Genomic DNA, 24,010 nt, shown 5'->3' with positions numbered 1-24,010 from the left:
CATCCCTGCGACTGTCATTCGTCTCACGCTGACGCTCCCTCTGGGACCACGAAAGGGAGACATGAGCAACAGGTGAGCCAGACATCGGGCCGTGGCCGCTCCCGCCGGGAGGGCAAGCAACAGAGCAGCCTTCTCTTCCCCGGGTGGAGATGTTCAATGCCATCCATTCGTCCAGGTCCGCAGGGAGGCATCCTCCGCGGAAGCTGCTGTCGTGGTCCGCCCTCGCATCCCCGGGAGCCTCCATGACGCAGTCCAGGACAGCCGTACTCGCGCTGATCATCACCCTCGCGCTCGCCCCTTCAGTGGCCACGGCGGGCCAGAGCGCCTCCACCCGCTGGGCGGCGAGCCGGGGTGACTTCCTCAGCTGGCAGCTCAGCGGCGTGGGCCGCGCGGCGGATGGCTCGCTCCAGCTGCTTCCGGGCCAGTCCTGGTCCGGCACCGACCCCTACGGGCCGGGCGGCTACTACGGCGGCACCTATTACAACGGTGGCTCCTTCTTCCAGGGCGAGGCCACGAGCCCCATCGTCTCCAGCGCGTTCGGCTTCCGTGAAGCCATCGCCTCCTGGGAGGCCACCACGCCCACGGGCACCTGGGTGGAGACGCTCGTGCGCGTGCAGGTGGGCGGCGCCTGGACGAAGTGGTTCAGCCTGGGTGTCTGGGCTTCGGACGCCTCCACGGTGCAACGCCACTCGGCGGACTCGCAGGCGGACACCGTGGCGAGGGTCTCCATCGACACGCTCATCGTCACCGCGAAGAAGAGCGCCGCGACCGCGTGGCAGGTGAAGACGCGGCTGTTCAGCGCGAATGGCGTGGCCACGCCCGTGCTGCACGCCAGCGCGCTCACCACCTCCACCTCGCCGGAGACGCGGCCCACCGTGCCCGCGGGCAACCCGGCCCGCTGGAACCAGGTGCTCGCGGTGCCGCGGTGCTCGCAGATGGTCTACCCGGACGGCGGCGAGGTCTGGTGCAGCCCCACGTCCACGGCGATGGTGCTCCAGTACTGGACGGCGGACACGCGGGGCTGCGAGGCGAACGTGCGCGCGGCCGTCGCGGGGGTGCATGACTGGTATTACGGCGGTCACGGCAACTGGCCCTTCAACACCGCGTACGCGGCGGGCCAGGGCCTCCAGGCGCACGTGGCGCGCTTCACGAGCTTCGCGCAGCTGGAGCCGTGGCTCTCCGCGGGAGTGCCCGTCATCCTCAGCGTCGCGTGGGGCAAGGGTGAGCTGACCGGCGCGCCCATCCCCTCCACCGCCGGCCACCTCATCGTGCTCGCGGGCTTCGACGCGGTGGGCAACCCCGTGGTGAACGACCCGGCGGCCGCCAGCGACACCGCCGTGCGGCGCACCTACTACCGTTCGGAGCTGGAGCCGCTGTGGCTCTCGCGCTCCGGAGGCACCGCCTACCTCGTCTACCCCCGGGATTGGCCGGTGCCCGCGCTGTAGAAGTCATCCATGGCCGCGCCTTCGTGCGCCTCGTCCGCCAGCGGCTCCCGGCGCTAGACAGGCTCCTTCCGAGAATCCAGGCTTCATCCAGCCTGGACCCACGAAGGAGCCTTGATGCGTGCGACCTTGTTGAAATCCTGTCTCACGGTGTTGCTGTTCTGTGTCACCGCCTGTGGTGGAAGCCCAGGGCCCGAGACACCCGCGGCCGTGGAGACGGGCGAGCACGTCCAGTCCGTGCTGTCCCCGCCGGCAGCGCCGACCAGCGGAAACATCGTGGACAGCACCGCGTACCTGGGCCCGGTGTCCCTGCCCGGCGCGGTGCAAGCCCAGTTCACAACCAGTCCCCAGGCGTTCTCGTTCAGCTTCCAGGCTCCCGCCGGCAAGACGTTGCGGCTGGAGGTCACGCACCTGGGCAGCTCCATGTACCTGGACACGGGCCTCTTCGTGTACGGCCCCAGGGACGCGAGCGGCAGCTACGGCACCACCCCCGTCGCCCAGGACGATGACTCCGGCTATGGGCAGCTCAGCAAGATCGCCACGCTCACGCTCGCCCAGGGTGGCGAGTACCTCGCGGTGGTGAGCACGGGCACCGGCGCGGGCAAGCGGTTCCGCCTGGAGCTGGGGGACCCCGCGGCGGCGCCGGCCAGCTACACGCTCCAGCTGGGCGAGGAAGCGCTTCCGCCCAACATCTACACGCTGGAGCGCGAGGCCTACTGGGGCTGCGACGGCGGCTGTGACGGCGAGCTGCACGTCTACGCCTTCCCCTGGAACTACGCGGGCGAGCCCACGCTCGCCATGGCCACGCGCACCGCCCAGGTGCAGCAGATCCTCGCGGACTACTGGCTCTCCCCCACCGGCGTCATTCCTTACGCGGACCTGGAGCCGCGCATGGAGATCGCCTACCAGCGGCTGCACCCGGCGCTGCTCTCCACCTACGGGAACGGGACGGAGGACGTGCAGGTCGCCACGTACGAGAGCGGCTACGGCGGCGGCATCTTCCGCCTCTTCGTCATCCTCTTTCCCCAGTCCCACAAGGTCGTGACGCTCTGGCAGGACCACTGGCTCTAGGCCATCCGGGGAAAATCTTTGCCTACCCTACGAGGTCGGGCAGGTGGCATGAGACGTCGGAATCCTCCTGGACGGCCCAGCAGTTCCAGGAGGCGGACGACCGCAGCATAGAAGTCCTCCCACCTCTTCGTCAGCATGCGGCTGAAATACGCCTCTTTGAGGTGGCCCCAGAGGCCCTCAATCCGGTTGAGCTTCTCCGAGGTGTACTTCGGCAGCCAGAAGGGACGCACCTACGCTTGCACTTCCAGCAATACCTGAGTGGAGAGTTTGGAAGTGAAGGCTCCGTCGTTGTCGAACACGAGCACGATTCACTTGCCGGTGGCCTGAGCGCGGGCCTTTGGGCATGATCCGCTTCAGTGGACACCAACGAAGAGGCGGATACGGTGTCCGACATGGTGGAAGTGAAGAAGGAGCGCCGTCCCCGGCGCAGCTACACGGAAGAGTTCAAGGCCGGGGCTGTCCGGCTGGTACTGGAGGAGGGAAAGACAGTCTCCCAGGTGGCCAGGGACCTCGACTTAACGCTGTCGGCGTTGAGGACCTGGGTCGAGCAGGCTCGGTCGGATAGCGGTAAGGGGAAGCCCGGGGCGCTGACGAGCGCGGAGCGGCAAGAGCTCACGAAGCTGCGCAAGCAGGTGCGCGAACTGGAGATGGAGCGAACGCTGCTAAAAAAATGGGTGGCCTACACCGCGAAGGAGAACGGGTGAAGTTCGAGTTCATCCGTGCGGAGCAGGCGCACTTCTCCATCAGCGTGCTGTGCCGATTGCTGCAGGTGTCGCGTTCAGGCTTCTATGCATGGAGGCGTCGGCCTCCGAGTCCCCGGCACAGCGCCGACGAGCGGCTGAAGGTCCTGGTCCGCGAGGCGCACGAGCAGGGGCGCCGGACCTACGGCAGCCCTCGCGTCCATCGGGCCTTGCGCACCCAGGGTGTCCGCATCAGTCGCAAGCGCGTCATCCGCCTCATGCAAGCGGAGAACCTGGTGGGCCGGGCGCGCCGACGCTATCGCTGCACGACAGTGAGCGAGCCCGGGCTGCCGGTCGCCGCCAACCTGCTGCAGCGGCGCTTCACCGCGGATGGTCCCAATCAGCGCTGGGTGGGCGACACCACGGAACTCACCACGCCCGAGGGAAAGCTCTACCTGGCGGCCATCATCGACCTGTACTCCCGCTTCGTCGTGGGCTGGGCGTTGAGTGCGATGAACGACCGCCACCTGACGCTCAAGGCCCTGGACATGGCGCTTCGCAGACGGCGTCCCGAAGAAGGGCTCCTCCATCATTCCGACCAGGGCTGCACCTACGCCAGCGAGGACTACCAGCGTGTCCTGGAGCAGCACGGCCTGCGCTGCAGCATGAGCCGCCGGGGCAACTGCTACGACAACGCGGCCATGGAGAGCTGGTTCAGCACACTCAAGAACGAGCTGGGTGAGTCCTTCCAGAGCGCCAGCGACGCGAAGGTGAAGCTGTTCGACTACATCGAGGTCTTCTACAACCAGCAACGCATGCACTCGGCAATCGGTTACGCTGCGCCGGCTGAGTTCGAACGGGCAGCGGCATAGTCAACCTGTCCACTCAAGCGGATCATGCCCACTTCAGCTTGCGTAGCAGTGCGACGAAGTGGGCGGAGTTGACGCTGCGGGGCTGGTGGCTGAAGAGAAAAGAGCCATTCGGGAAGCGGTAGGCCCTTCAGACGGCGACCCGCTCGTTCTTGCCGGGAGTCTCCACCAGCAGCCGCTGTCCCTTCTTGCGCCACATCTGGCGCACGACGGGCAACAAGTCGAAGCGCACCCCGCCGCCGTACCACAGCTCGAAGTCCGCCTCCGGATGGCAGGCGGCCCTCTCCAGAGCGCGCAGCCGACGTCGAGCTCGTTCTTTTTTCCCCCTCGTCCACCAGGTTCTGGGTGGTGCGCTTGGAGCGTCTCCAGACGAAGCCGTGCATGCGCAGCAACTCGCCCACCCAATAGGCACTCAGCTTGATGCCCGTCTACTGGCGCAGGTACTCGAAAAGCCGCGGGGCCATCCACCGCGTGAAGGCGTACCCCACCTGCCGTGGGTCCTGCTGCACCGTCTGCACCAGCAAGTGCACATAGGCAGGGTCCGCTCGCAGCGGCCGGCCGGGCCGACGGGCATCTTCCAGCCCGGCCAGGCCGCCCAGCCGCCAGCGGCGTCGGCAGTCACACACCATCCTGGGGCTGACGCCCAGCGCCCGCGAGATATGCGCCGCGCTATCCCCTGCGGCGCTCAACAGGACGATGGTGGCCCGCAGCCCTGCGGCTGCCGAGCCAGCCCCCCGTGCCAGCCGCTGAAGTGCTCGGCGCTGTGGCTCCGTCACTTTGAGGTGGTTGCCGCTCCGGGTAATCCACCGCTCCTCCTACCCTCCAGCAGGGCAGTGGTGGATGCTACCTACCTAGGCAAGGATTTACCCCGGATGGCTTAGAGCTTCGGACTCCCCGACCTGACGCGCGCACTCAAGGCGAAGCCAGCGCGTAGACGAGCTACGTCCCGCTGACGGCCCCCGCCATGTTGCGTCTATGTCGCGAGAGCCTGCGGAATGGGCTGGAACGGGGTGGGACGGGATGGAACGCGGCGGGATATCGAATCCAAGTCGTTCCGGGCGGTTACGAGGTAAGGGCGCGATCCTGTTGGGGTTTTCGCGCCGCCCGGCGCGGGTTCGATTCCCGCCGCCTCCACTGAGAAGAGAAAACCCCGTGGCGCCAGCAAGGTGCCACGGGGGTTTCTTTTACACCGCCTCAGCGGGCCCCCGGCCGGTAGGCCAGGAGTCCTGACTCATTCCCCCATCCCCTGCGTCAGCTCACTCCTCACTGTAGTCTGCCAGCAGCCACAGACCCTGGGCCGCGCCTCCATCCGGCACGGGAGGGGTGGCCGCCGCTGTCATGAAGACACCGGTCAGGGTCCAGGGCCGGGCAAGGAAGTCCGCAACCGGCGTGGACAAGACCGCGCTCGACACGCGGTTCCCGGTCTCGGCCACGGGAATCAGGGGAAGCCCCTGGCCTGCCTGTGGCCCCTGGAGCACCACCGTCGGCGTGGCGTCGAAAACATCCGCCTCGTGGAAGCTCCCAAGGTGGAGCCCGTGCAGACGGAACGTGCGCCCCGGCAGGTTCCTCGGCAGCAGGCGCCGGGTCACCTTCAAGGTCAGCTTCCGGTCCGCGTCACCCGTCCCGCTCTGGAACGCGCGCCACGCCTCAGGGAAGTCCCGCGCGATATCGAGCAGCAGGGTGCCCGAGTGCGCCGGAAGGGCGGCCTCCACCTCTCGCCGGAAGGCCTCGCCGCCATGACGGGCCGTGTAGTGCACCGTGAGCACGACATCGTCCACCGCGAGCAGGTCCAGGCGGCTCTGCTCCGGTGGGAGCTCCAGGCGCCACGTGGAGACCGCGCCGCCGCCCGCGAAGATGTCGAGGTTGCCGCTGTGGAACTCCCCCTGCTCACGGCTATCGACGAGCGCCGCGTGTGAGAGCGCGCTGTGACGGCTCTGGAGGCTGCGCCGCAGGGCCCTGCCTGGTATCTCGCTCGACGTCCCCAGGAGGAAGCCTACCGCCGCGGCATCCGGCTGCCGCACCAGCTCATGCGAGAGCCGCGTCAGCGACGCGTGGACCTCGCCGCGCTCATCCGCCACGCCCGGGAGCTGGAGCGAGAGGCTTTGCAGCGTGCGCAGATAGTGGCCGGGATGGTCACGGTCGAAGAGCTCCTCGGAGAGCTTGAACGTGCAGGCCCCGGTGGTGACGAGCTGGAGGTAGGCGTACGGATCCAGCTTCTTGAGCGAGACGGTCTTCGCCAGGGGCACGGGGGGCTGCGCGCGCTCCCACTGCCAATAGGCCTGCTCCATGCGCGCCAGATCGAGCAGGAGGCTCTCACCCGCGAGAAGTCCCTTTCGCTGGCTGTCCCACCCCCCGGTCGAGATGAACTGCTGGTCCAGGCCGCTCAGGGACGTCAACGCGGCCTGCGCCAGCTGCGCCATGCCCAGCGCGACCTGGTAGAGCTCGGAGTAGAGCTGGCCGAGCGTGTCAGCCATCCACCCGTAGAGCTCGGCGTTGGTGAACTTGTTCCGGTAGTACGCCTCCACGTCGCGTGCCTGCTTCAGGGTCGTCTCTTCGAGCGCGGACTGCAGCCTGGCGGCATTCACCTGATGCTGCGCCGACTGGATTTGCGCGTTGAGCTGCGTGATGTCGAACTCGGCCAGCCGCTGTTGAAGCTGCCACTCCTGCGCCCTGCGCTCGTAGGATGCGATGGTGTTGGCCAGCGAGGCGGACTCGCTCAGCAGCGCCGACATATCGCCAGAGACCGCGGCTTGGGCCTGGACGGCAGCGCCGGGACTGGCCCCACCGACCGCGAATCCGAAGATCTCTGGCAATAGGTGCAGGGGCACGGACAGCTGGTTTTCCAAGAGGGAGAGCATGCGAGGAGCGAGGCTGCCGCTAGCGAGGGTGACGCCGGCCGTCTCGGCCGCGGACCATCCGTTCCTGATGAGCTGCGCGTAGAAATCTTTGCGATGTTGCGCGCTTTCGAGCGCCGCCTGCTGCGAAGCCAGCATCGCTGTCACGTTGTTCACTTCCTCGGTGCGAACCAGGCGCAAGCGTTCGGCGATGGCGCTCTGCTGGCCCACCTGCAGTGCAGCGAGCCCGTCGGCGTCCTTCGCTTCGAGCGCCCGGAGCAAGGAAGACCCGAACTCGATGACGGAGTTGGCCATCATCCTCGCGGAGAAGAGCAGGTTCGAGAACCGCGCGCCTTCGAGCGAGCGGTCGGCGTTGCTCGAATTGCCCGCCGCCGCGCCCGCGCCGCCCTGGCTTCCCCGCCGCTGGATCTCCTCCAGGCTCAGGGGGGGCTCGAAGAGCGACAAGTCGTTCTGGGCGCCCGCCAGATCCAGCCCATTGCGGATTTTGTAGAGCCGGTCCTCCACGCGATCCCAGTTGGCCAGGAACTCGGGGCTGTCCGGCACGCCGAAGTAGAAGCCGTAGTCCGCGATGCTGCCGTTGGGGTCCATTCCTTCCAGGGGCGGGGTGGGCGCGCTCGCGCCGTCCTTCAGGCCGAGCCGCTCCAGCGCCAGCAGGAACTCGTTCTCCTCCTGGGCCCGGAGCTCGGCATAGGTCTCTGGAGGCGGCGGCGTGTACTCTACGCGCCTCGGGCGGGGCCCGAGCAGGTCGCCCGCGTAGCGATAGAGCTGCTCGGCCTGGTGGATGGATTCGCGTGTGTTCTGCGCGAACAGGTCGTCGCCCCACGCGAGGAGGTTCTGGATGTAGGCGGTGACGATCGCCCGCTGGTAGGCGCTCGGGCGCAGGTCGGCGATGGCGCCGGAGTCAAAGGGATCCTTCCGGTAGAGCGCGAGCGCGGCCGGGTCGAGCTGCTCCAGCGCTTCGAGCGTGCTCTTCGGGCTCACGCCGGCGAGCCACGCGCAGCGCCAGTAGTCGCCGCCGCCTGCTGCGGCCGACGGCTTGAAGATGTACTCGAGGTACTGGCGCGCCTCCTTGAAGTGCCGGTTCTTCTGCAACTGCTCGGCGATCAGCCAGGGGATGAAGAAGAAGAGCTCGCGGAAGTACAGCCCATACGCATTCGACAGCTCGAAGCGGATCCGATCGTCCTCCGGCGGCAGGACACAGCCGCGCTTCACGTTCGGGTCGAAGAGGTTCGCGTTGAGGTCGAAGAACGGCGACTCCGGCGTCCGCTGGGAGCCCGCGCCCAGCAAAGCATCCACCCCACCCTCCGCCAGCGCCCGGGAGAGGGCAGGCACTGTCGTCGAGGTCAGGCGCTCGAAGGAGAAGTGCGCCTTTGACAGATCGACCGGGCTGGTGCCGGACAGCGTGACCAGGCCGTCCGCGACGCTCGCCACGACCTGCGCATCGAGCCGCTGCAGAGTCGACGTCGACGCGTCCCACGCTCGAATCAAGAACTCGGCGCCTGCTGCCGCGAAGGTATACGCGCTGAGTTGATTGGCGACCGGCATGGATGACGCATCCGCCGGGATGGAAGCAAGCAATTGACTCGCAGGTGCGCCTGGCAGCCGCGCCAAAATCAATACTGTCGGAGTCGGATTGGCATATGGAACGAACTTGGGAAGCGTCGTCCAACCCTGACTTCTCGGGTCTGGAGTTCCTTTGATGCACGTCATCATGCCGGAGGGGAAATCTACTTGTATACATACGAAACCAGTTGGGCAGCCCGCCACCAATATAGACGCTCCACTAGGCACGGTGGCTTGTTGCAAATGGGTCCAGGGGCCCCCCAGCGTGGTGGCTTGCCACAGGTGGACCGAGCCGTCCGGAGAACTCACCCCACAGTACCAGCGCCAATTCCAGAAGACCGGCGCCGATACCTTTGCTGCGCTTCCTATCGAGGTGGCAGCAGGATCTTTCCAATTGCCTTGCCTGTCGCACGAAGTCCCGTAGACCGTGCCGTTATTCACGAAGAAACAGTAAAGGTTGCCATCGTCGCCAGGCACCAGTTGTGGTCCCGGTCCCAATACATCATCACCACCGACGAATGAGTACTGAAAACTGAGCGTCCACGGTGCCGTAGACGTCAGCGCCGATGAATTCGCCTGGATGATCGAGATCCGGCCCGTCCCGTCCATACTTCCATAAACCGTCCCGTCCATACTTCCATAAATAGAGCCATTCCATGCCACCATCGACGTAATGACGCCGTTGCCCTGCGGAGCGATGTTTTGATTGATAAGATTCCAATCCGTCTCACGTGGATCGACACAGCCATACAACGAGATACTCCCGGAAGAACCGTCGGGGATGCTCGTGAAGCACATTCCTCCGTAACAAAGGAGGGATGTGCTGCCTAATGTGCCAGAGTGATTTTTCACGAAGGTCCCGCCCGTCTTCAGGAAATCGGCTGGGAAGACGGAGACGGTAGTCCTATGCATTCCACTACCAGTACCTATACCAACGATGCTGCTGTCCACGTCGAAGTAGTTGGCCGCGAGGATCGACTGTCCGGTGAAGGTGTAGAGGGCTGGCGTCTGCGACGACGTGACGGGTTCCACGAGGGAATAGCTCGTATCAGCTGTGGACCCCAGGTCCACTGACAGACCGGTCGTGACCGTCTGGTCCCGGCTCAACACGTAGCAGAACGGCGTCGTGCTCGTGCTGCTGCCGCCGTAGATGACCAGGATCGCGGTCTTGCCGTTGGAGGCCATCGGCAGCGCATAAGGCTTGCGCCACACCGGACTCGCGTCGAGATCAATGTTGCCGGGCAGGCTGATTGTCGGAAAGGGTGACTGGGGCGCAAGCCAGCTTCCGTCGGCGTTGCGGCGGGAGTACTTCAGCGTCACCTCATGGTGCGCCACCACGGGCGGGGTTGCCTTGTCATTGCTATTGACGAAGCGCGTCTCGGCCCAGAAGAGATACAGCTGCCCGTCAACGACCACCGGGCTCGCGTAGGGCGAGTTGATGGACAGCCCGATCTGCTCCCACGGCCCCCATACCGAGTCCGCGCCCGGCGCGGCGGGCCCATGGACCTCCTTCACGCGAAGATAGAAGGCGAAGGGCTGCGTCCGCGTGCGTCCGATGAAGTGATACGTGTCCATCGCCGGCGCCTGGGACAGCACGTCCAGGGCGGGGAACTCGAAGGACACGTCTCCGGAGACGGTGCCCTGCTTCCATTGCCCGGCCCGGCTGACGACGCTGCCGTCATCGAAGGTCCAGTAGCCGAGGAGGCCGTTGAAGTCTGGAGCCGATACCGGAATGCGCCGACGCATATTCGCGAGGATCTGCTCGCGGGTTCGCGCGGTGTTCCAGAAGCGCACCTCCGCGATGCTGTTCACCGTGTCGCCATGATTGCCCGACGGGTCCTGGCCCAGGAACATGGCTCCGTCGTTCGGGAGAATCAGGGTGCTGTAGTCCACCGTTGTCGGCGGTGAGCACACGCGCCCGTCCACGTACAGCGTCACGGCGCCGTGGTCGAAGACAAAGCACAGGTGGTACCAGCGACCGGCCTCCATGGTGACGTTGGCGGGGATGCAGGTGTTACCGGAGGGGTCCTTGAGATAGACGGCCGGTAAAAGACCGCTCGGGCCGAAGCCGAGGGCGAAGGACCCGACATAATTGTTCGTGTCGCCGAAACCCAGGAACTTGTTTCCATCCGGCGGCCGCTGCTTGGCGCTCGAGCGCACCCAGGCCTCGACACTCAGGGTCGAGAGTTGCTGGTTTAGGGACCAGATCGGGGAGACCTGGACGCAGGCGTTGGCTCCCACCTTGGAGCGGGAGACCAGCGCGCTGTCGATGCGCTCAGCGGGCTCATACCAGCTCCCGACGGTGTGCAGGCTGGAGACGACCGCGAGCTGATCGAGGTAGCGCCGGTACAGCTTCTCCAGGCCCGCCCGGGTCAGCTCGCTGTTGGCCAGCGAGCGCTCCAGCTCCACGAAGAGGGGCGTCTTGTTCTTGCGCAGCTCGGGGCGGACATATGTCTCCGGGTGGAGGAAGACCTTCCGGTTCGCCTCCCACTCGCGGTACGTCCCCATCCACCCCCACTCGGTGTCGGTGATGCCGATCGCACCGACCCCGGGCTCAAGCCCCAGTTGGCAGCGCTGGACGTACTGCTGCAGGCTCAACGTGGCCTGGACGATGCGCGAGGTCGACGTCTGTGCCGCCATGTCGACGTCGACGAGGAGGTAGTCCGACAGGCGGTTGTCGTTGACGACGGGAAAGCCCAGGGGACGCGTTCGCGCGTCGATGTGCCGGAGGGCGAAGCGCTTGAGCGCCTCCCGCTTGCGGTCGGTGATGGCCGCCTGCACCGCGCCCGCGGTGTCCGAATCCTTCGCGGCGAGCGCGGCGAGGAGCGGCTCGGCATCCACGCTCAGGCCATTGCGATACAGCGCGAGGAGCAGCGAGACGTCGAGGCCCGTGCGCTGAGAGAGGTCGATCGCCTCGGCGCTCGACAACACCTGCGCGAGCGCGACCGGAGCAAGCGCCTCGAAGAATTGTTTGACCTCGCCATTCGGCTGTCCGGCGTTCCAGTTCCCGGTCTCGTCGAGCCAACGGGTATCTTCGAACGTCCAGTAGCCGGAGAGGTTGGAGAAGTCCGGCTCGGAAGACAGGATTCGCTCCTGCATTCGCGCGCGGATCTGCTCCGGGGTCCGCGCCGTGCGCCAGAGGCGCACTTCCGCGATGGAGTTGGTGACACCTGCATCAATCCCCTGGAGATCCTGACCGAGGATCATCCCCTGGGATGATGGACTCAGGGCGATGGAGTCCTGTTGCACCGACTTGGAATCGCACAGGTTCCCGTCAACGAAGAGCGAGAGACTGCCTGCGTTGAAGACAGCGCAGACGTGATACCAGCGGTTCGCCTCGACAGTGATGGATGAGGCGGTGACGGCTGTCCTGTTCTGGGTGGACGTGGACGGGTCCTCCACATTGAACGTGAAGTTCCTGCTGCCCGGCTCAATCCTGACGACGAAGGACCAATCGTGGGTCGTCGCGCTGAGAAACCCCAGGAAGGTGTTGCCCGCCTTGGCTGTACTCGGGGGCAGTGGCGTCGAGGTTCGGACCCAGGCCTCGACCGTCAGCGCGTGCAACTGGGGATCGACCTGCCTCCTGGGAGCCGTCTTGAGAGCCCCGTTGTTCTCCTGGGTGGAGACCGACGTCAGACAACCGCTCCTACAGGCCTCGAGCACGGAACGGACGTCGCTGGTGCTCCAATCGAACAGGTGGGCAAGCGCCTCTTCAGCAGGCTTCAACAACGTCCCGGCCACAGACGACCGCAGGGTCGCGATCAGGGCCTCCTGCGCGCCGGGGTACCGCGTCCGCAAGTCAGCGAACCTGGCGAGCGTCCGCAGGTCTCGGAGCGTTGGCTGGTAGGGCGTCCCTCCCCCGGAGAGCGACAACAGCGAGGGGTTCGAGAAGACCAGCGCCAGCAGACGGCCGTCGAGCCCGAACAGGTCGGCGAGCAACACGTAGCGGAAGACGTCGCGGAGGTACGCAACCGCGGGGGTGGAGTCGCCCTCGCCGGTGAGGAGCTGAAGGCCGTTCTGGGAGGGACCCAGCGCGCTCAGGACGGCGTCGAGCGGAAGCTGCTCGTTCCGGAAGAAGCGGGCGAGCGACTTGTGCAGCACGGCGATCTGCGCGTAGGCGAAGGGGTAGAGCGCGAGCACGGTGATGAGCTCCCCCGTGGAGCCGCCGTACCCCATGTTGGCGCCGTCCCGTGCCGCGCCGATACACGGGGAACCGGGACCCGGCTCGTAGACGCCATTCAGGGGATCCAGCAACTTGGGATCGACGAAGATGCAGCCATTTTTATCGGGCTTGGTGAGGTTGGGCGCGTTGAGGTCGGAGTCATTGGGGATGACAATCCCTCCCCCACTCCAGTCGTCGTGCGAGAGGCCCGAGGTGTCCCACAGGATGCTGTGATCAATGGTCAGCAGGGAGTCGGCATCGAGGTGGACGCCGTTGCTGAGGTTCAAGGCCGAGCTGTTCTGGTACAGCGTGCAGAACCGGAGGAGCGCTTTCGAGCCCGTGAGGGAGAGCGCGCCGCCGGTGCTGGTCGCGATGTTGGAGTAGAAGACGCAGTTCTCCGCGACGAACTCCAGCGCGCCACCTGTGGGGCCGAGCACGCAGACGGCGCCGCCGTTGTGCGCGGTGTTCCCCTTGAAGATGCAGTTCACCAACTGGAGCGGGCACGTGGTGGTGATGGCCCCGCCGTCGGGACTCCCGCTAGCGTTCTGCACCGTCAGGCCGTTGATGACGACCTGGGCATTTCCTCCCTGGCTCAGCTGGAGGAAGGAAGCTTTCTTGCAATCAATCACCGTGGTGCCCGGACCGGCCTCGGATTGGAGCGTCAGCACGCCCCCGCTCAGGGTGACCTGGATGCCGCTGTCCCCGGGCTGGTCGTGCGTTCCCGCTGCCACGAGCACCGTCACCGCGGGTGCTCCCTGTCCGAGCGCCGCGGCCGCCGCCGCGACGGCCTCCCCGATCGTCTTGTACTCGGCCGAGGGCACGCGGTAGGGAGCGACGGGCAGACGCGCCCACAGCTTCGAGGTGATGAGCCCGGAAGGATCGAGGTAGCCGTCTTGCACCGCTTTTGTGAAGAGCAGGACGGACCGCGCCTCATCGAGCACCGGGGAGATGAAGGACGCCGGGCCAACGCGCCAGACGCTCAGCTCCCGCTCGAGCTGCTCGGTGAGCCGGGGCAGCCGCTCGCGGAACTCGAGCTCCAGCTTCTGCTGATAGGGAAACGCGTCCTTCGAATCCGGGGGGGTCGTCAGGTACCGGAGGTCGGTGGGCTTGAGCTTCGCGTCCGCGATCCAGCGGACCTCTCGCACGAAGGCGGAGAGATCGGACGGAGTGCACGAGCTGCCCAGCGTGCTCAACGAAGCGCAATGGAGGAGATCGATCAGGGACTCGATATCCAATCCGAGCCAGCCCGCGACGACGCGGTAGCGGTAGAAGGCCGTGAGCGTCGCTCCGGAGATCGTCAGCGTGTCGCCGGACGCGAGCTGCCGGGCGATGGCCGTCAGCTGCCGGGTATCGAGCGTGAGCATCGCAGCGAGGCGTCGCGCGATCGGCCCGGGTGTCTCGAAGTCGTCCTTGAGCAAGAGCACGAGTGACATGTCCGGCGAGAACGTGGTCGCGGCGAAGGGCGGGCGATTGTAGAGCGCATCGAACAGCGAGCGTCCGTCACCGAGGCGTCCCATCCCGAAGGGCTTGAGGGGCCCGACAAGCGCGCAGACCTCGCGCAGGCCGAGCTCCAGCCGCGTCTGCAGCAGGCGCAGCCTCGCCAGGTCCGCGAAGAAGGCGGGCGTGGTGAAGTCGTGGGTGCCAGCAGGGTTCAGCTGGAAGAGGGTGAAGAGCGCCCAGTCGAGCTCCGTGAAAGACCAGCCGGTGCGCCGGGCCAGCCGCACGAAGCGGTTGATGCGATCCAGGTTCCCGAGGGTCACTCCGGGCGCCACGCCGTCGGCCGTCCCCGTGAGGAGCTCCAGCCTGACGAAGATGAGCCCCTGCTGGTTCAGGCTCTGTCCCGCGCTGAGAGCGTGTTGGTGGGGCAGCCCGACTGGGGCGAAGGTCGCCGCGCCCTGGGCGATTCCGTTGTTCGGGCTCTGTGGGTACGACGTGTCCGCCCAGTCCAGGACCTTCTTGCCGGCGTTGTCATTCACCGGCCAGTAGGCGAGGAGGTCGGGCGGCGGCGCGTTCTGCGCCGAGGCGGGAGCGAGCATGGCCGGCCGCTGGAAGCCCGCCTGAAGGTCCTCCGCGGTCCGCGCGACCTTCCACACCGTCAGCTCACACAACCCCCCGGAGAAACAGGTGGTGGCGGTGGAAGAGGTGCCGGTGGTGCAAGGGCCCCCAAGCGACAGGCCCGACGCGGCGGGCCAGGAGAAGGCCTGGACCTGCGATGCCTGGGCCGCCCGCTCGCCGTTCACGAAGGTGGTGAGTGTCTGGGCCGTCTGGTCATAGACCGTCGCGATGTGCACCCACTGGGGATGTGCCAGGAAGGCCGACAGGTCGAGGGTGCTGGAGGCGCCGGGAACCTGGACACGGAGAGACGCGCCATCCATCCGCCATTCGATCCCGCCTTGCCCCTCGGTGGACAGGAGCACTGCTTCTTGCGCGGCGGGCAGGTACATCCAGAAGGAGACCGTGAAGGAACCCGAAGGGGGCGTCTGGAACGCCGGGAACGACACGGAGACACCGTCGCTGGCCGTGAAGGCGAGCGCGTACTGGCCGACCGGCGCGTATTGCGTGAGGAGCGCCAGGGTGTTGCAGGCGCCCGCTTCTTGTCCGTTGACGTAGAAGCCACACCAGCCGCTCAGGCGCTCCGCCCCGCCCCCCTCCTGGATGCGCTCGGCGATCTCCGCGGGGCTCAGGTCCTGGTAGACAAGCTCGCGCAGGCCATCCGGCGACAGCCCGGTCCATGAGCCGAAGGCCGAGGCGGGAAAGCTCCACCCCGGGCCCTTCGCCAGTGAGGGCGCGAGGACGACGGCTTCTTGCAGGAAGGTGGAGGTGGAGAGCCCGAAATAGGGCTCCAGGCCGCCCGACAGCGGATGGGTGAGCACCTGATAGTCCGCGAGCGACAGGCCGAGTTGTGTGAGCGGGAAGTAGAGATTCTGGCGCCAGGCTTTGACGAACCCCGAGCAGCTCCGGTCGATCTCCTCGGGAGCCGTGCCGAGCCCCTCCAGCGCGAGCCGTCCCGACTCCAGCCGCAGGTCGAACGGCAGGTCGAAGGAGGCAATGGCCCATGCCAGCCAATCATAGACATCCAGGCTCGCTCCGACGTCGTTTCCATGGGAGCCGCGCCCGATACAGGGCGAGGAGGGCTGAAGCTGCGCGAACGTCACGTCCTTGAACTCGGGGGACGCGTCGAAGTTGGTGTTGGCGTAGTTCGTCTGGGTGGTGGCGGGAGTGTCGTTGCAGGTGATGGACAACATGCCCCCCCGGATGTCACAGAACCCGACGTTGACCGCCGTCCGGGCGCCTATCTTGACCGCCGCGTACCCCTGCGCGGGCTTGTTCTTCGGCCAGAGAATCGAGTCCGCCAGCGAGAGGGTCAGCGGCCCGCTGGAGGTTGCATCGATCGCCGCATGCGAGGCCGCGTCGCTCGTATCCACGAAGGTGCAGTTCTCGAGCACGATCGTTCCCGTCGCACCAGCGCATGTGATGGCCCAGCCGTCCTGGAGCGTCGGTCCGCTCGCCGAGAAGACGCAGTTGCGCAGCGTCAGGGAGCCGCCCACGAACGACAGGAGCGAGGTCGCCGTGGCGCCCGTGCCGAAGCTGAAGCTGAAGCCTTCAATCACGACGGATGGCGCGCTGGGAGCGGGTGGCGGGGCTTCGATGACGATCGCCGCCTCCTGGATGGAGACGGCCTGCATGCCGAGCCCGCTCCGGATCGTCGTGGACTTCGTGAGGGGGTCCGCGCCCACCACGACCGGCCCGGTGCCGCTGCCGCGGTCCACGACATAGGTGGTCCCCGCCTGCTGGGGTGAGGGCCAGGATGGGGTCACCTCGATGACGTCCGGAGCGCCGGGCGGATAGGACGGCGTCAGCAGTGAGGCTCTGTCCGGAGGTTGCGCCGCCACGGTGGACTCCAGGATCTCCAGCACGAGATCCGCGTTGGAGACCAGGTCGGTGGCGTTCTCGGGGGTCAGCAGAAGATTCCAGAGATCCGGACGCCGCTGGGACAGAGCGAGTGGACCGAGGTCACCCTGCAAGTCGGTGATGGACCGCTGGACCAGCGACATGAGGTCGGTGAAGTAGGCCCCGGGACCGAGAATCGACGCGTCGTGAGGGACGTCCGCGTAGGGCGCCTCGCCAAAGAGGGATGGGTAGTTGACCGACAGGCCTGGTGCGACCGGGGGCGGCGGGTTGTCCTGCGACACGTTGGGACGCGTCCGGGCCGAGAGCATCCGGTGGTACGGTGAGACAGCCTCGCGCACACGCATCCAGCGCTGCACCGCCAGGCTCCGGGCCCCCTGGGCGCGCTGGTAGACGGCCCACGCCGCTTCCGCGCCGATTGTCCCTTCCATGGCCTGGACGAAGGCCCCGACAGTCTCGCGCGCGATGTGATGCGCCGATGGGTAGCCCGCGCACACGAGCGCATGGGCACGCAGCGGATCCCGCTCCACGTGCGCCAGGCGTGCGATTCGGCGGAGGATCTCGAGCAGCGCGTCACGAGAGGCTGGCGCCCCACCCGCGTCCGCCCCCCAGTCGAGCGAGCCAATGAGCTTGGGGGCCGACAGGGCTGCAAGTGAGAGTTTCAGTTTCGGATTGCGCGCGAGGAAGGCTTTGAGCCAAGCGGACGAGGCTGGGCTGGCGTCAGTCATCCTGCCAGTAAAGCAGAGGCGGTCCGCTTGGATCAAATGGCCGTTTGGCCACGAAGGGGAAGCAGGCTAGATTGCCAGGGATTCGCGCACGGCTGCTGGAGAGAATCATGGCCAACAAAAAAAATACAAGACGCGTGCAGACGCGACCCAGGAAAGCTGCAGGAGGCAAGACCAGCCTCCTTTTGAATAAAGACTATATAGCGGTGAAGGTGAAAAAGACGACGATAACGCGCACCGCCCAGGGGTATTTCCATGACCTCGACCCCTACTCGCTGCACGACACCAAGCAAGCCGCGAAGAGTGACAGGAAACGCCTCGCGGAAAGTGACATGCGCGTCAAGAGCAGGAATCCACGGGTCCCTACTTTCTATACCATCCTGCAAGATAAGCGAAAGAACAGTCCCTCCAAGTTCACCAGGGTGCCCCAGGGGCCACATGTCTTCCCACACATCGGCATTCATCTCCTCCTCGTCCAGGCGAAGGCGATGAATAAACTCAACCTCTTCAACGATCTGATTCTCACTCCGGTCCAATACGAAACCAACGTGAAGTTAGAGATAAAGGACGATCATGCCAAGGGCGACCGGGCAAAGGTAGCCGTGGAGCGCTACAAGCGCATTCATGCGCGATACGTCGGCCTCATGACCCGCCCCAATCCCGACAATGCGCAGACGATCAAGCTCGTCCACTCCATGAACAAGTTGCTGCAGTCGGATCCGCACGGCACCTATGCCTACAAGGGGCGGGGCGCCGGCAAGAAGGCGACGTCAGGCAAGGGCGAGAGCAGCAACCGGCCGATGCAGAATCAAATCGACCTGCCTAAGAACCACGGCTTCAGTCAGGAAGGCGTGAGATTGGTCGCGCTGCGCAACGAGAGCTTGGTGAACATCGGGGAAGAATTGGGTAAGTAGTAGGAGCGCTCAACGAAAGTAATGTTTTGTGGGGCATGCTCCCTCTCGGAGTCCCCTCTACACAAAAACAGACGCGCCTTGAGGGGCAGCAGTGCCCCGTGTGAGCCCTCCACCGCGGACTCCCGACACTGACGTTCCCATGCTCGTCGGTAGCGCCGCCTCGGGCGCACTCGGCTTCGGCTGGCTCATGTTGATTGCCAGCCTGGTGCAGGCGGCGCCCGACATCATCGCCAAGGTGGCGGCACTCGCGGCACTGGGCTGAGCCTGGAGCGAGGGGCTCACCAACGAGCAGATTTCCTTTGCCTCGCGGGGGACGCTGGTGGAGCAGAGACCCACGGTCTGCCCCACCATCGCCGAGCGCCTGCGTTACGCCGCGGCAGGCAGCCCGAACCAGCGGGTCAATGCCTCACGCAGCCCCTGATCCGTGCCCTCCCCGACCCACGCGACGTGTCCATCCGGCCGGATCAACACCGCAGCGGGCGCGGTGACCACGCCGAGGACCGGGAGTTCCCACGCCCCCGTGTAGCGGGCAGCGACCCTTCGAACCCGGTCCGCCCAGGGCGTGACGTCGAGGGTGCCGGGCTCGCCCAGGTCGAGCAGCACCGGCCGCGCGTCGTGCAGCAGGTGGAACACGCGCCGCGGGCTGTCGGCGGTGACCAGGTCGAGGTCCGGCATGCGGCGCCCGAGCAGCGGATGTCCGTTGCCCAGGTCGTAGTGGATGTCCAATCCCGACATCATCGCCGCGTACTGCTTGCGGGGCCCGTCCATCCGCAGCAACTCCGTCAGCGTCTCGCGCACGGCGTCCATCCGCGCGTCACCGCGGCTCAGCGCGGTCTGCGCCATGGTCTTGCGCAGCGCACGGGCCGCCACGGGGTGCCGCTCGGCCTGGTACGTGTCGAGCAGGCTCTCCGGCGAGACGCCACGCACGACCTGGGCCAGCTTCCACCCCAGGTTCACGGCATCCTGCACGCCGAGGTTGAGCCCCTGTCCGCCCATCGGCGAGTGCACGTGGGCCGCGTCGCCGGCCAGGAGCACCCGCCGGTCCCGGTAGGACGCCGCCTGCCGCGTCATGTCGGTGAACCGCGAGAGGTACGTGGCGCCGCGCAGGCCATGGTCCGTCCCGTAGAGCGCGACGAGCCCCTCGCGCAGAACCTCGAGGGTCGGCGCGTCGCCCGTGACGACCCGCTCCTCCCTGAGTACGACTCCCACGCGTCCGTCCTCCATCGGGCCCATGGCGTAGGTGCCCTTCTCGTCCCGGCGGATGCCAAACGTCGGCGCTCCGGTCATCTCGACCTCGGCGATGAGGTAGCTGACCGACGCGTCCCACCCCGGGAACTCGATGCCCGCCGCCTTGCGGACGAGGCTGCGGCCCCCGTCGCACCCGACGAGGTACTTCGCCCTCAGTGCACGGCCGTCGGACAGCTCCACGTCGACGCCGGTGTCGTCCTGCGCGAAGCCCGTCACCTCGCATCCACGGTAGATGGGCACCGCCAGCTCGCCCACCCACTCCGCCAGGATGCGCTCGAAGCGCTCCTGCAAGAGCGCGAGCCCATGGTTGTGACGCGTCGGGAAGTCGCTGAGGTCCAGCGGCGCCTGCCCGAACGAGACGTTCTGGACCGGTTGCCCTTGCGAGACGAAGCGCTCGGCGATGCCGCGCTGATCGAGCACCTCCAGGCTGCGCGCGTGCAGGCCGCGCGAGCGTGAGCCGGCGACCTCCTGACTGGCGCGCCGCTCGACGATGGCCACGTCCACCTGCGCCAATGCCAGCTCCGCCGCCAGCATCAGCCCGGTCGGGCCCCCTCCAGCAATCACCACCGCGTGCTGCGTCATCCTGTCCGCGTGCATTTCTCGGCCTCCCGCGCCTGGATCGAAACGGGCGACGGTGGACCACGACCGGGGGGGCTTGCGGCAACACCCGGGGTCTGGCATTTGCTCACAGTGGAGAGAACGGAGAGGGCTGCCGTGGCACCTCCAGGGGTCCGTCGCGGACGGAGTTTTCGCCCCCAGGTTGCCCACAAGCCCAACGCTCTGGCGCGATGCACGCGTGAAGCGACCTCACCCCGCCCAGTCTTCCGGCTCCAGGAAGGTGAGCGTGGAGATGCCGGCGGCTTCGATCGCGTCCTTCACCCGGGCATGCACGACAATCGCATTCACTGACTCGGCCAACCTGAACATCAACGCGCCTCGCGCCATGTCCAGGTCGACCGCCAGCGAGTCGATGTCGGCCGAGCCCATTCGCTCCTTCACGCCAGGTGCGAAGCGGGTCCTGGCCGCGTCGGCCGCCGCGACCTTGCCGACGAGGTTGAAGGCGACGAAGTCCCTGTACACCGTGCCGTCCTCAGGGTCGGTCAGTTCCACGGCATAGGCATCGAGATTGTCCACGCCGGCCCGCAGCAGGACGTCGTGCAGGCGTTTGGACATCACCGTGATGGGCGTGAGCCACAGCTCGCCGAGCACCCAGCCTTCCTCGTCGGTGCCTCGCAGCTTGAGTGGAATCGGCTCTGGCGACGGCTTGTCGAAACGCACGCCTGTCATCCAGCTGCGCAGCGGATGGTCCCGCGTATAGGACAGCCGGGCGCGGTAGCCGACGTCGGGGTCTTCCGCTCCCAACACGTAATAGGACTCTGGCATTGGACAAGGAGGGGGTCCAGGCCACCGCTCACTCACGAATCAGCTCATGGACGGGCTGCCCATCCGGCCCCACGCCATCCAGCCGCACGAAGTCGACCGAGAAGGGCCAGGACGTCTTCACGAAGACCTGCTCCAGCCGGGAGACGCTGTTGCCCAGCTTCGTCCACGCCTGGACCTGGCATTTGCCGTCGACCCGCGCGGTGGTGATGTCGACGGGGCGCGAGGGAAAGGCCCGCAGACGCACCCGCACGCGCCAGCCCTCCGCGGTGGCTTCGACCGACTGCGGGTCCTCCAACCCATACACGGGCTGCTCGACCTCCAGCAGCGCCTCCACCTCCGACGGCCCGCGCTCCAACATCCGCCAGTACACCTGCACGGGACGCGTCCCCACGGGGCGGCAGTCCTCGTCCAGGCGCAGGGCGTAGTGGACCTGGTTCCGGTTCTCGCTCCGGGTCAGGAAGAAGGCGGACTGCGCCGAGGGAGGTGCCCCGGCCGCGGAGGCCAGGGTCGCGGCGGTCGTCAGGGCGACGGCGGTGAGGCTGCTGAGCCTGGATTCAGGAAGCATAAGGGGTCCTCCGCTCGTGGCGGAGCAACGGCGGGGCTGTATCGGGATGACGAACACCCCTGGCCCCTGGGACTGTCACTCGCCCGGCACACTATTTCACCGAACCCGACGCTGCTACTTCCTGTGCGGGCCTTACGCCTGGATGTAGGCCACGGGTCGGCCGCCCAGCCGCGCCACATACCGCCAGACCGCGTCCGCCTCCTGCTCCTCCTCCAGACCCAACGGCTGACGCGTCGCATGTCTGCGAGACATTGATGCGACACGGAGTTTTCCACGCGAGAACACCCCAGCGCCCCCACTGCTCCGCAGCGCTGGATTTACGCGTCCTGCACGGCTTTACTCATCACTCGTGCCAGTGGGCAGCAAGCCCTCCTGTACGAACCAACCGGTACCCAGTCCATCCATGGAGCAACCAATGGCAACGCGGATCCTGACCTCACTCGCTGTCGCGTCCCTCTTCCTGAGCGCCAGCCCGGCCAGCGCCAGCTACCGGGAAGCCGCTTACGTGACGACGCTCTACAGCGATGCCACCTACACGGCGGTGGTCGGGCACATCTATCCCGAGTGCGGTCTGAACTACGTCCAGTACCATCTCGTGGGTACGTACACCTACTACACAACCGACGAGTTCGTCGGGTACTGCACCGAGAACGGCTGGGAGCCGCTCTGAGAATGGAATCAATGCAGGGGGCTCCACGGCTCCCTGCGCCCCCTCGCGGCGGCATGTCTCTGACCGGGTAGAAACCCGGCACGAAAATCCCTCGAAATTCTTTCCTGGGACGGCTCCCGGCTTCGCGGCTCTCCATGTTGGAGGCGCGGCTCTCCCCACGACGGGCGGACCCGCGACTCCACTGAGACACACACGCCGCACAAACGCTGGAGAGCACCTCGTGAAAAAGTACGTCCTGCTGTCGCTGGTCGCCGCTGCGCTCGTGGGTTGTGGAGGAGTCGGGGAATCGCCCGGGTTGGAGGGACAGGAGGACGTGGCCGGCGAAGACGTCGCGCCTGTCATCCAAGAGGATGAGACGGGGCGCGTCACCGCCTCCGGGGCCAACTGCCACGTCGACCTCCAATGGTGCACGTCGCCCACCACCGGCACCTATCAATGTGTCAACAACGGCCAGTGCAGCTTTTCGCAGGCCGTGAACTACTGCATCTCGCTGGTCAACAAGTACTGCTGAGCGCGACGGCCGTCCCGAGGCATGGGCTGTCGGCGTACGCACGCAAGGCTGCGCCACAGCCACTCGCAGAAGGTCCGTGCGGTGGGTCTCAGCCGCCGGTGGTGGGGGACACCCGAAGGTTTCTCCGTCAAGCATGACGCCGCGCATCCATCTGTTCGTTCGACCGCATCGGCGTCTGGCTCGATATCCTGCCCGCCATGGCCCAGGCTCCGAAGTACGTCGCGCTGACCCTTGTCACGTCGGGAGGGCAGGAGATTCCCGTCACGGGGACCTCCTTCACCATTGGCCGGCAGTTCGACTGTCATTACCGGCCTGACTCCGTGCAGGTCTCGCGTCGGCACACCCTGTTGATCCACGAACCGGAGGGTTGGTTCGCGGAGGACATGGGCTCCGCCATGGGGACCTTCCACAACCAGCGTCCCCTCACCGACCGCCAGCGACTCGCTGATGGCGACGAGCTCCGGGTCGCGGACGTCAACCTTCGGATCCGGCTCCGCTAGCATCTCCCATCGCACGGGACTGGACGGACCATGGCAATCCGGGCACCGCGCTCTCGACCTGGGCATCCGGCTTCATTGAGCGACGAGCTTCGAAGCACCCTGAAGTCGCGAAGCGACCCTCGCCTCGCCGAGGCGACACGCCGCTACTTCCCCACGGACATCCGGGCCCTGGGGGTCAGCAACGCGGAGGTGCGGCGCATCGCCGATGCGCTCGTCAAACAGAAGGGCCTGTCGCCCGAGGACTGCCTGGCGGTGACCGAGAACCTGCTCGCCCGGGCGACCCACCATGAGGAGGTGCTCCTGGGGTTCGCCATGGTCCGCAAGGCGGTCGGGCGCGCGTTCGACGAATCGCTGCTGGACCGCTTCCAGGACTGGTTGGAGCACACCGTCTGGAACTGGGCCCAGTGCGACGACCTGTGTCTGACGGTGATGTATCCGTTCTTCCTCACCCGGACGCCCGCCATCACCCGGATCCAGCACTGGACCGGGTCCCCTTCCCCCTGGTGTCGGAGGGCGGCGAACGTCGCGCTCGTGAAGTTCGTGAGCCGCGACATCCGCTCATCCCGATACATGCTGCCCCGCGAGGTCATCCTCGGCAACGCACGCCAATTGCTATCGGATCCAGAACCGTACGTGCAGAAGAGCGTGGGATGGCTGCTGAAGGTCGCGACGGACCACCACCGGGAAGCGGTGGTGGGGTTCATCCAGGAGAACATCTCAGGGATGCAGCGGGACACCCTGCGCTATGCCATTGAGCGGCTGGAGCCGGAGCAACGCAAGGCGCTGCTGGCGTTGGAATACAAGAAGCCCCCGACAGCGGCCTGACGGTGAAGCCCGAGCCCCTCCGGTCCCCTGCGACCGGGAGCCTGTCCTGGAGCCCCTGCTCCCCGTGTCCCTCCACGGCCCGCCGGCCTGCCCGTCCGGTCCTCATGCTGCACCGTGT

General features: G+C 66.5%; 14 protein-coding genes. 9 read left to right on the top strand and 5 right to left on the bottom strand.

Going from position 1 to position 24,010, the window contains the following annotated elements; all coding sequences use genetic code 11:
- The first annotated feature begins 242 nt into the window (after positions 1-242).
- The 3 genes from D7W79_RS01815 to D7W79_RS01805 all read left to right on the top strand — a co-directional run bounded on the left by D7W79_RS01815 (position 243) and on the right by D7W79_RS01805 (position 4,065).
- Positions 243-1,445, top strand: coding sequence for a C39 family peptidase (locus D7W79_RS01815; RefSeq protein ID WP_158616863.1), 1,203 nt, complete (start codon positions 243-245; stop codon positions 1,443-1,445).
- Between the two features lie 114 nt (positions 1,446-1,559).
- Positions 1,560-2,513 carry a hypothetical protein gene (locus tag D7W79_RS44715; protein ID WP_244221545.1) on the top strand — a complete coding sequence of 318 codons (954 nt, stop codon included), beginning with the start codon at positions 1,560-1,562 and terminating at the stop codon, positions 2,511-2,513.
- Between the two features lie 392 nt (positions 2,514-2,905).
- Positions 2,906-4,065, top strand: a protein-coding gene (locus D7W79_RS01805) for an IS3 family transposase (protein ID WP_120523593.1) whose coding sequence is annotated in 2 segments (ribosomal slippage) — positions 2,906-3,185 and positions 3,185-4,065 — 1,161 coding nt in all. Because the reading frame shifts where the segments join, the coding sequence is not laid out codon by codon here.
- A 425-nt stretch (positions 4,066-4,490) separates the two neighbouring features.
- Here D7W79_RS01805 and D7W79_RS45620 read toward each other — a convergent pair.
- Positions 4,491-4,838, bottom strand: coding sequence for a helix-turn-helix domain-containing protein (locus D7W79_RS45620; protein ID WP_276375038.1), 348 nt, complete (start codon positions 4,836-4,838; stop codon positions 4,491-4,493).
- A 480-nt stretch (positions 4,839-5,318) separates the two neighbouring features.
- Positions 5,319-17,279: a Tc toxin subunit A-related protein gene (locus D7W79_RS01795; RefSeq protein ID WP_120523586.1), complete on the bottom strand. Its 11,961-nt coding sequence runs from the start codon at positions 17,277-17,279 to the stop codon at positions 5,319-5,321.
- Between the two features lie 107 nt (positions 17,280-17,386).
- Between D7W79_RS01795 and D7W79_RS01790 the strand changes: the two genes are divergently transcribed.
- Both D7W79_RS01790 and D7W79_RS45615 read left to right on the top strand, forming a co-directional pair.
- Positions 17,387-18,190, top strand: a complete 804-nt coding sequence (locus tag D7W79_RS01790) for a hypothetical protein (RefSeq protein WP_147441764.1) — start codon at positions 17,387-17,389, stop codon at positions 18,188-18,190.
- A gap of 139 nt (positions 18,191-18,329) precedes the next feature.
- Positions 18,330-18,452 (top strand): hypothetical protein, encoded by a 123-nt coding sequence (locus D7W79_RS45615; RefSeq protein ID WP_272491406.1) that lies wholly within the window; start codon positions 18,330-18,332, stop codon positions 18,450-18,452.
- Between the two features lie 104 nt (positions 18,453-18,556).
- On the opposite strand, the gene D7W79_RS01785 is transcribed toward D7W79_RS45615, so the two are convergent.
- From D7W79_RS01785 to D7W79_RS01775, 3 genes are all read right to left on the bottom strand, one after another.
- The gene (locus D7W79_RS01785; RefSeq protein ID WP_120523584.1) at positions 18,557-20,035 is read right to left on the bottom strand and encodes an FAD-dependent monooxygenase; all 1,479 of its coding nucleotides are present in this window, start codon (positions 20,033-20,035) and stop codon (positions 18,557-18,559) included.
- Positions 20,036-20,245: 210 nt separating this feature from the next.
- Positions 20,246-20,803, bottom strand: coding sequence for an imm11 family protein (locus D7W79_RS01780; protein ID WP_147441763.1), 558 nt, complete (start codon positions 20,801-20,803; stop codon positions 20,246-20,248).
- A gap of 46 nt (positions 20,804-20,849) precedes the next feature.
- A complete protein-coding gene (locus tag D7W79_RS01775; RefSeq protein WP_120523582.1) occupies positions 20,850-21,386 on the bottom strand; it encodes a DUF4833 domain-containing protein in 537 nt (178 codons plus the stop codon).
- Positions 21,387-21,801: 415 nt separating this feature from the next.
- Between D7W79_RS01775 and D7W79_RS01770 the strand changes: the two genes are divergently transcribed.
- From D7W79_RS01770 to D7W79_RS01755, 4 genes are all read left to right on the top strand, one after another.
- Positions 21,802-22,056 carry a hypothetical protein gene (locus tag D7W79_RS01770; RefSeq protein WP_120523581.1) on the top strand — a complete coding sequence of 85 codons (255 nt, stop codon included), beginning with the start codon at positions 21,802-21,804 and terminating at the stop codon, positions 22,054-22,056.
- 220 nt (positions 22,057-22,276) lie between these two features.
- Positions 22,277-22,567 (top strand): hypothetical protein, encoded by a 291-nt coding sequence (locus D7W79_RS01765; RefSeq protein ID WP_147441762.1) that lies wholly within the window; start codon positions 22,277-22,279, stop codon positions 22,565-22,567.
- Positions 22,568-22,764: 197 nt separating this feature from the next.
- Positions 22,765-23,067, top strand: coding sequence for an FHA domain-containing protein (locus tag D7W79_RS01760; protein ID WP_120523579.1), 303 nt, complete (start codon positions 22,765-22,767; stop codon positions 23,065-23,067).
- A gap of 75 nt (positions 23,068-23,142) precedes the next feature.
- Complete coding sequence (locus tag D7W79_RS01755; RefSeq protein ID WP_158616861.1) at positions 23,143-23,892, top strand: DNA alkylation repair protein; 750 nt, start codon at positions 23,143-23,145, stop codon at positions 23,890-23,892.
- Positions 23,893-24,010: the final 118 nt, after the last annotated feature.

It is taken from the genome of Corallococcus exercitus (genome assembly GCF_003611585.1).
Lineage (GTDB): Bacteria > Myxococcota > Myxococcia > Myxococcales > Myxococcaceae > Corallococcus > Corallococcus exercitus.
Note: the sequence above shows the minus strand (reverse complement) of the source record. Positions and strands in the feature narration are given on the sequence as shown.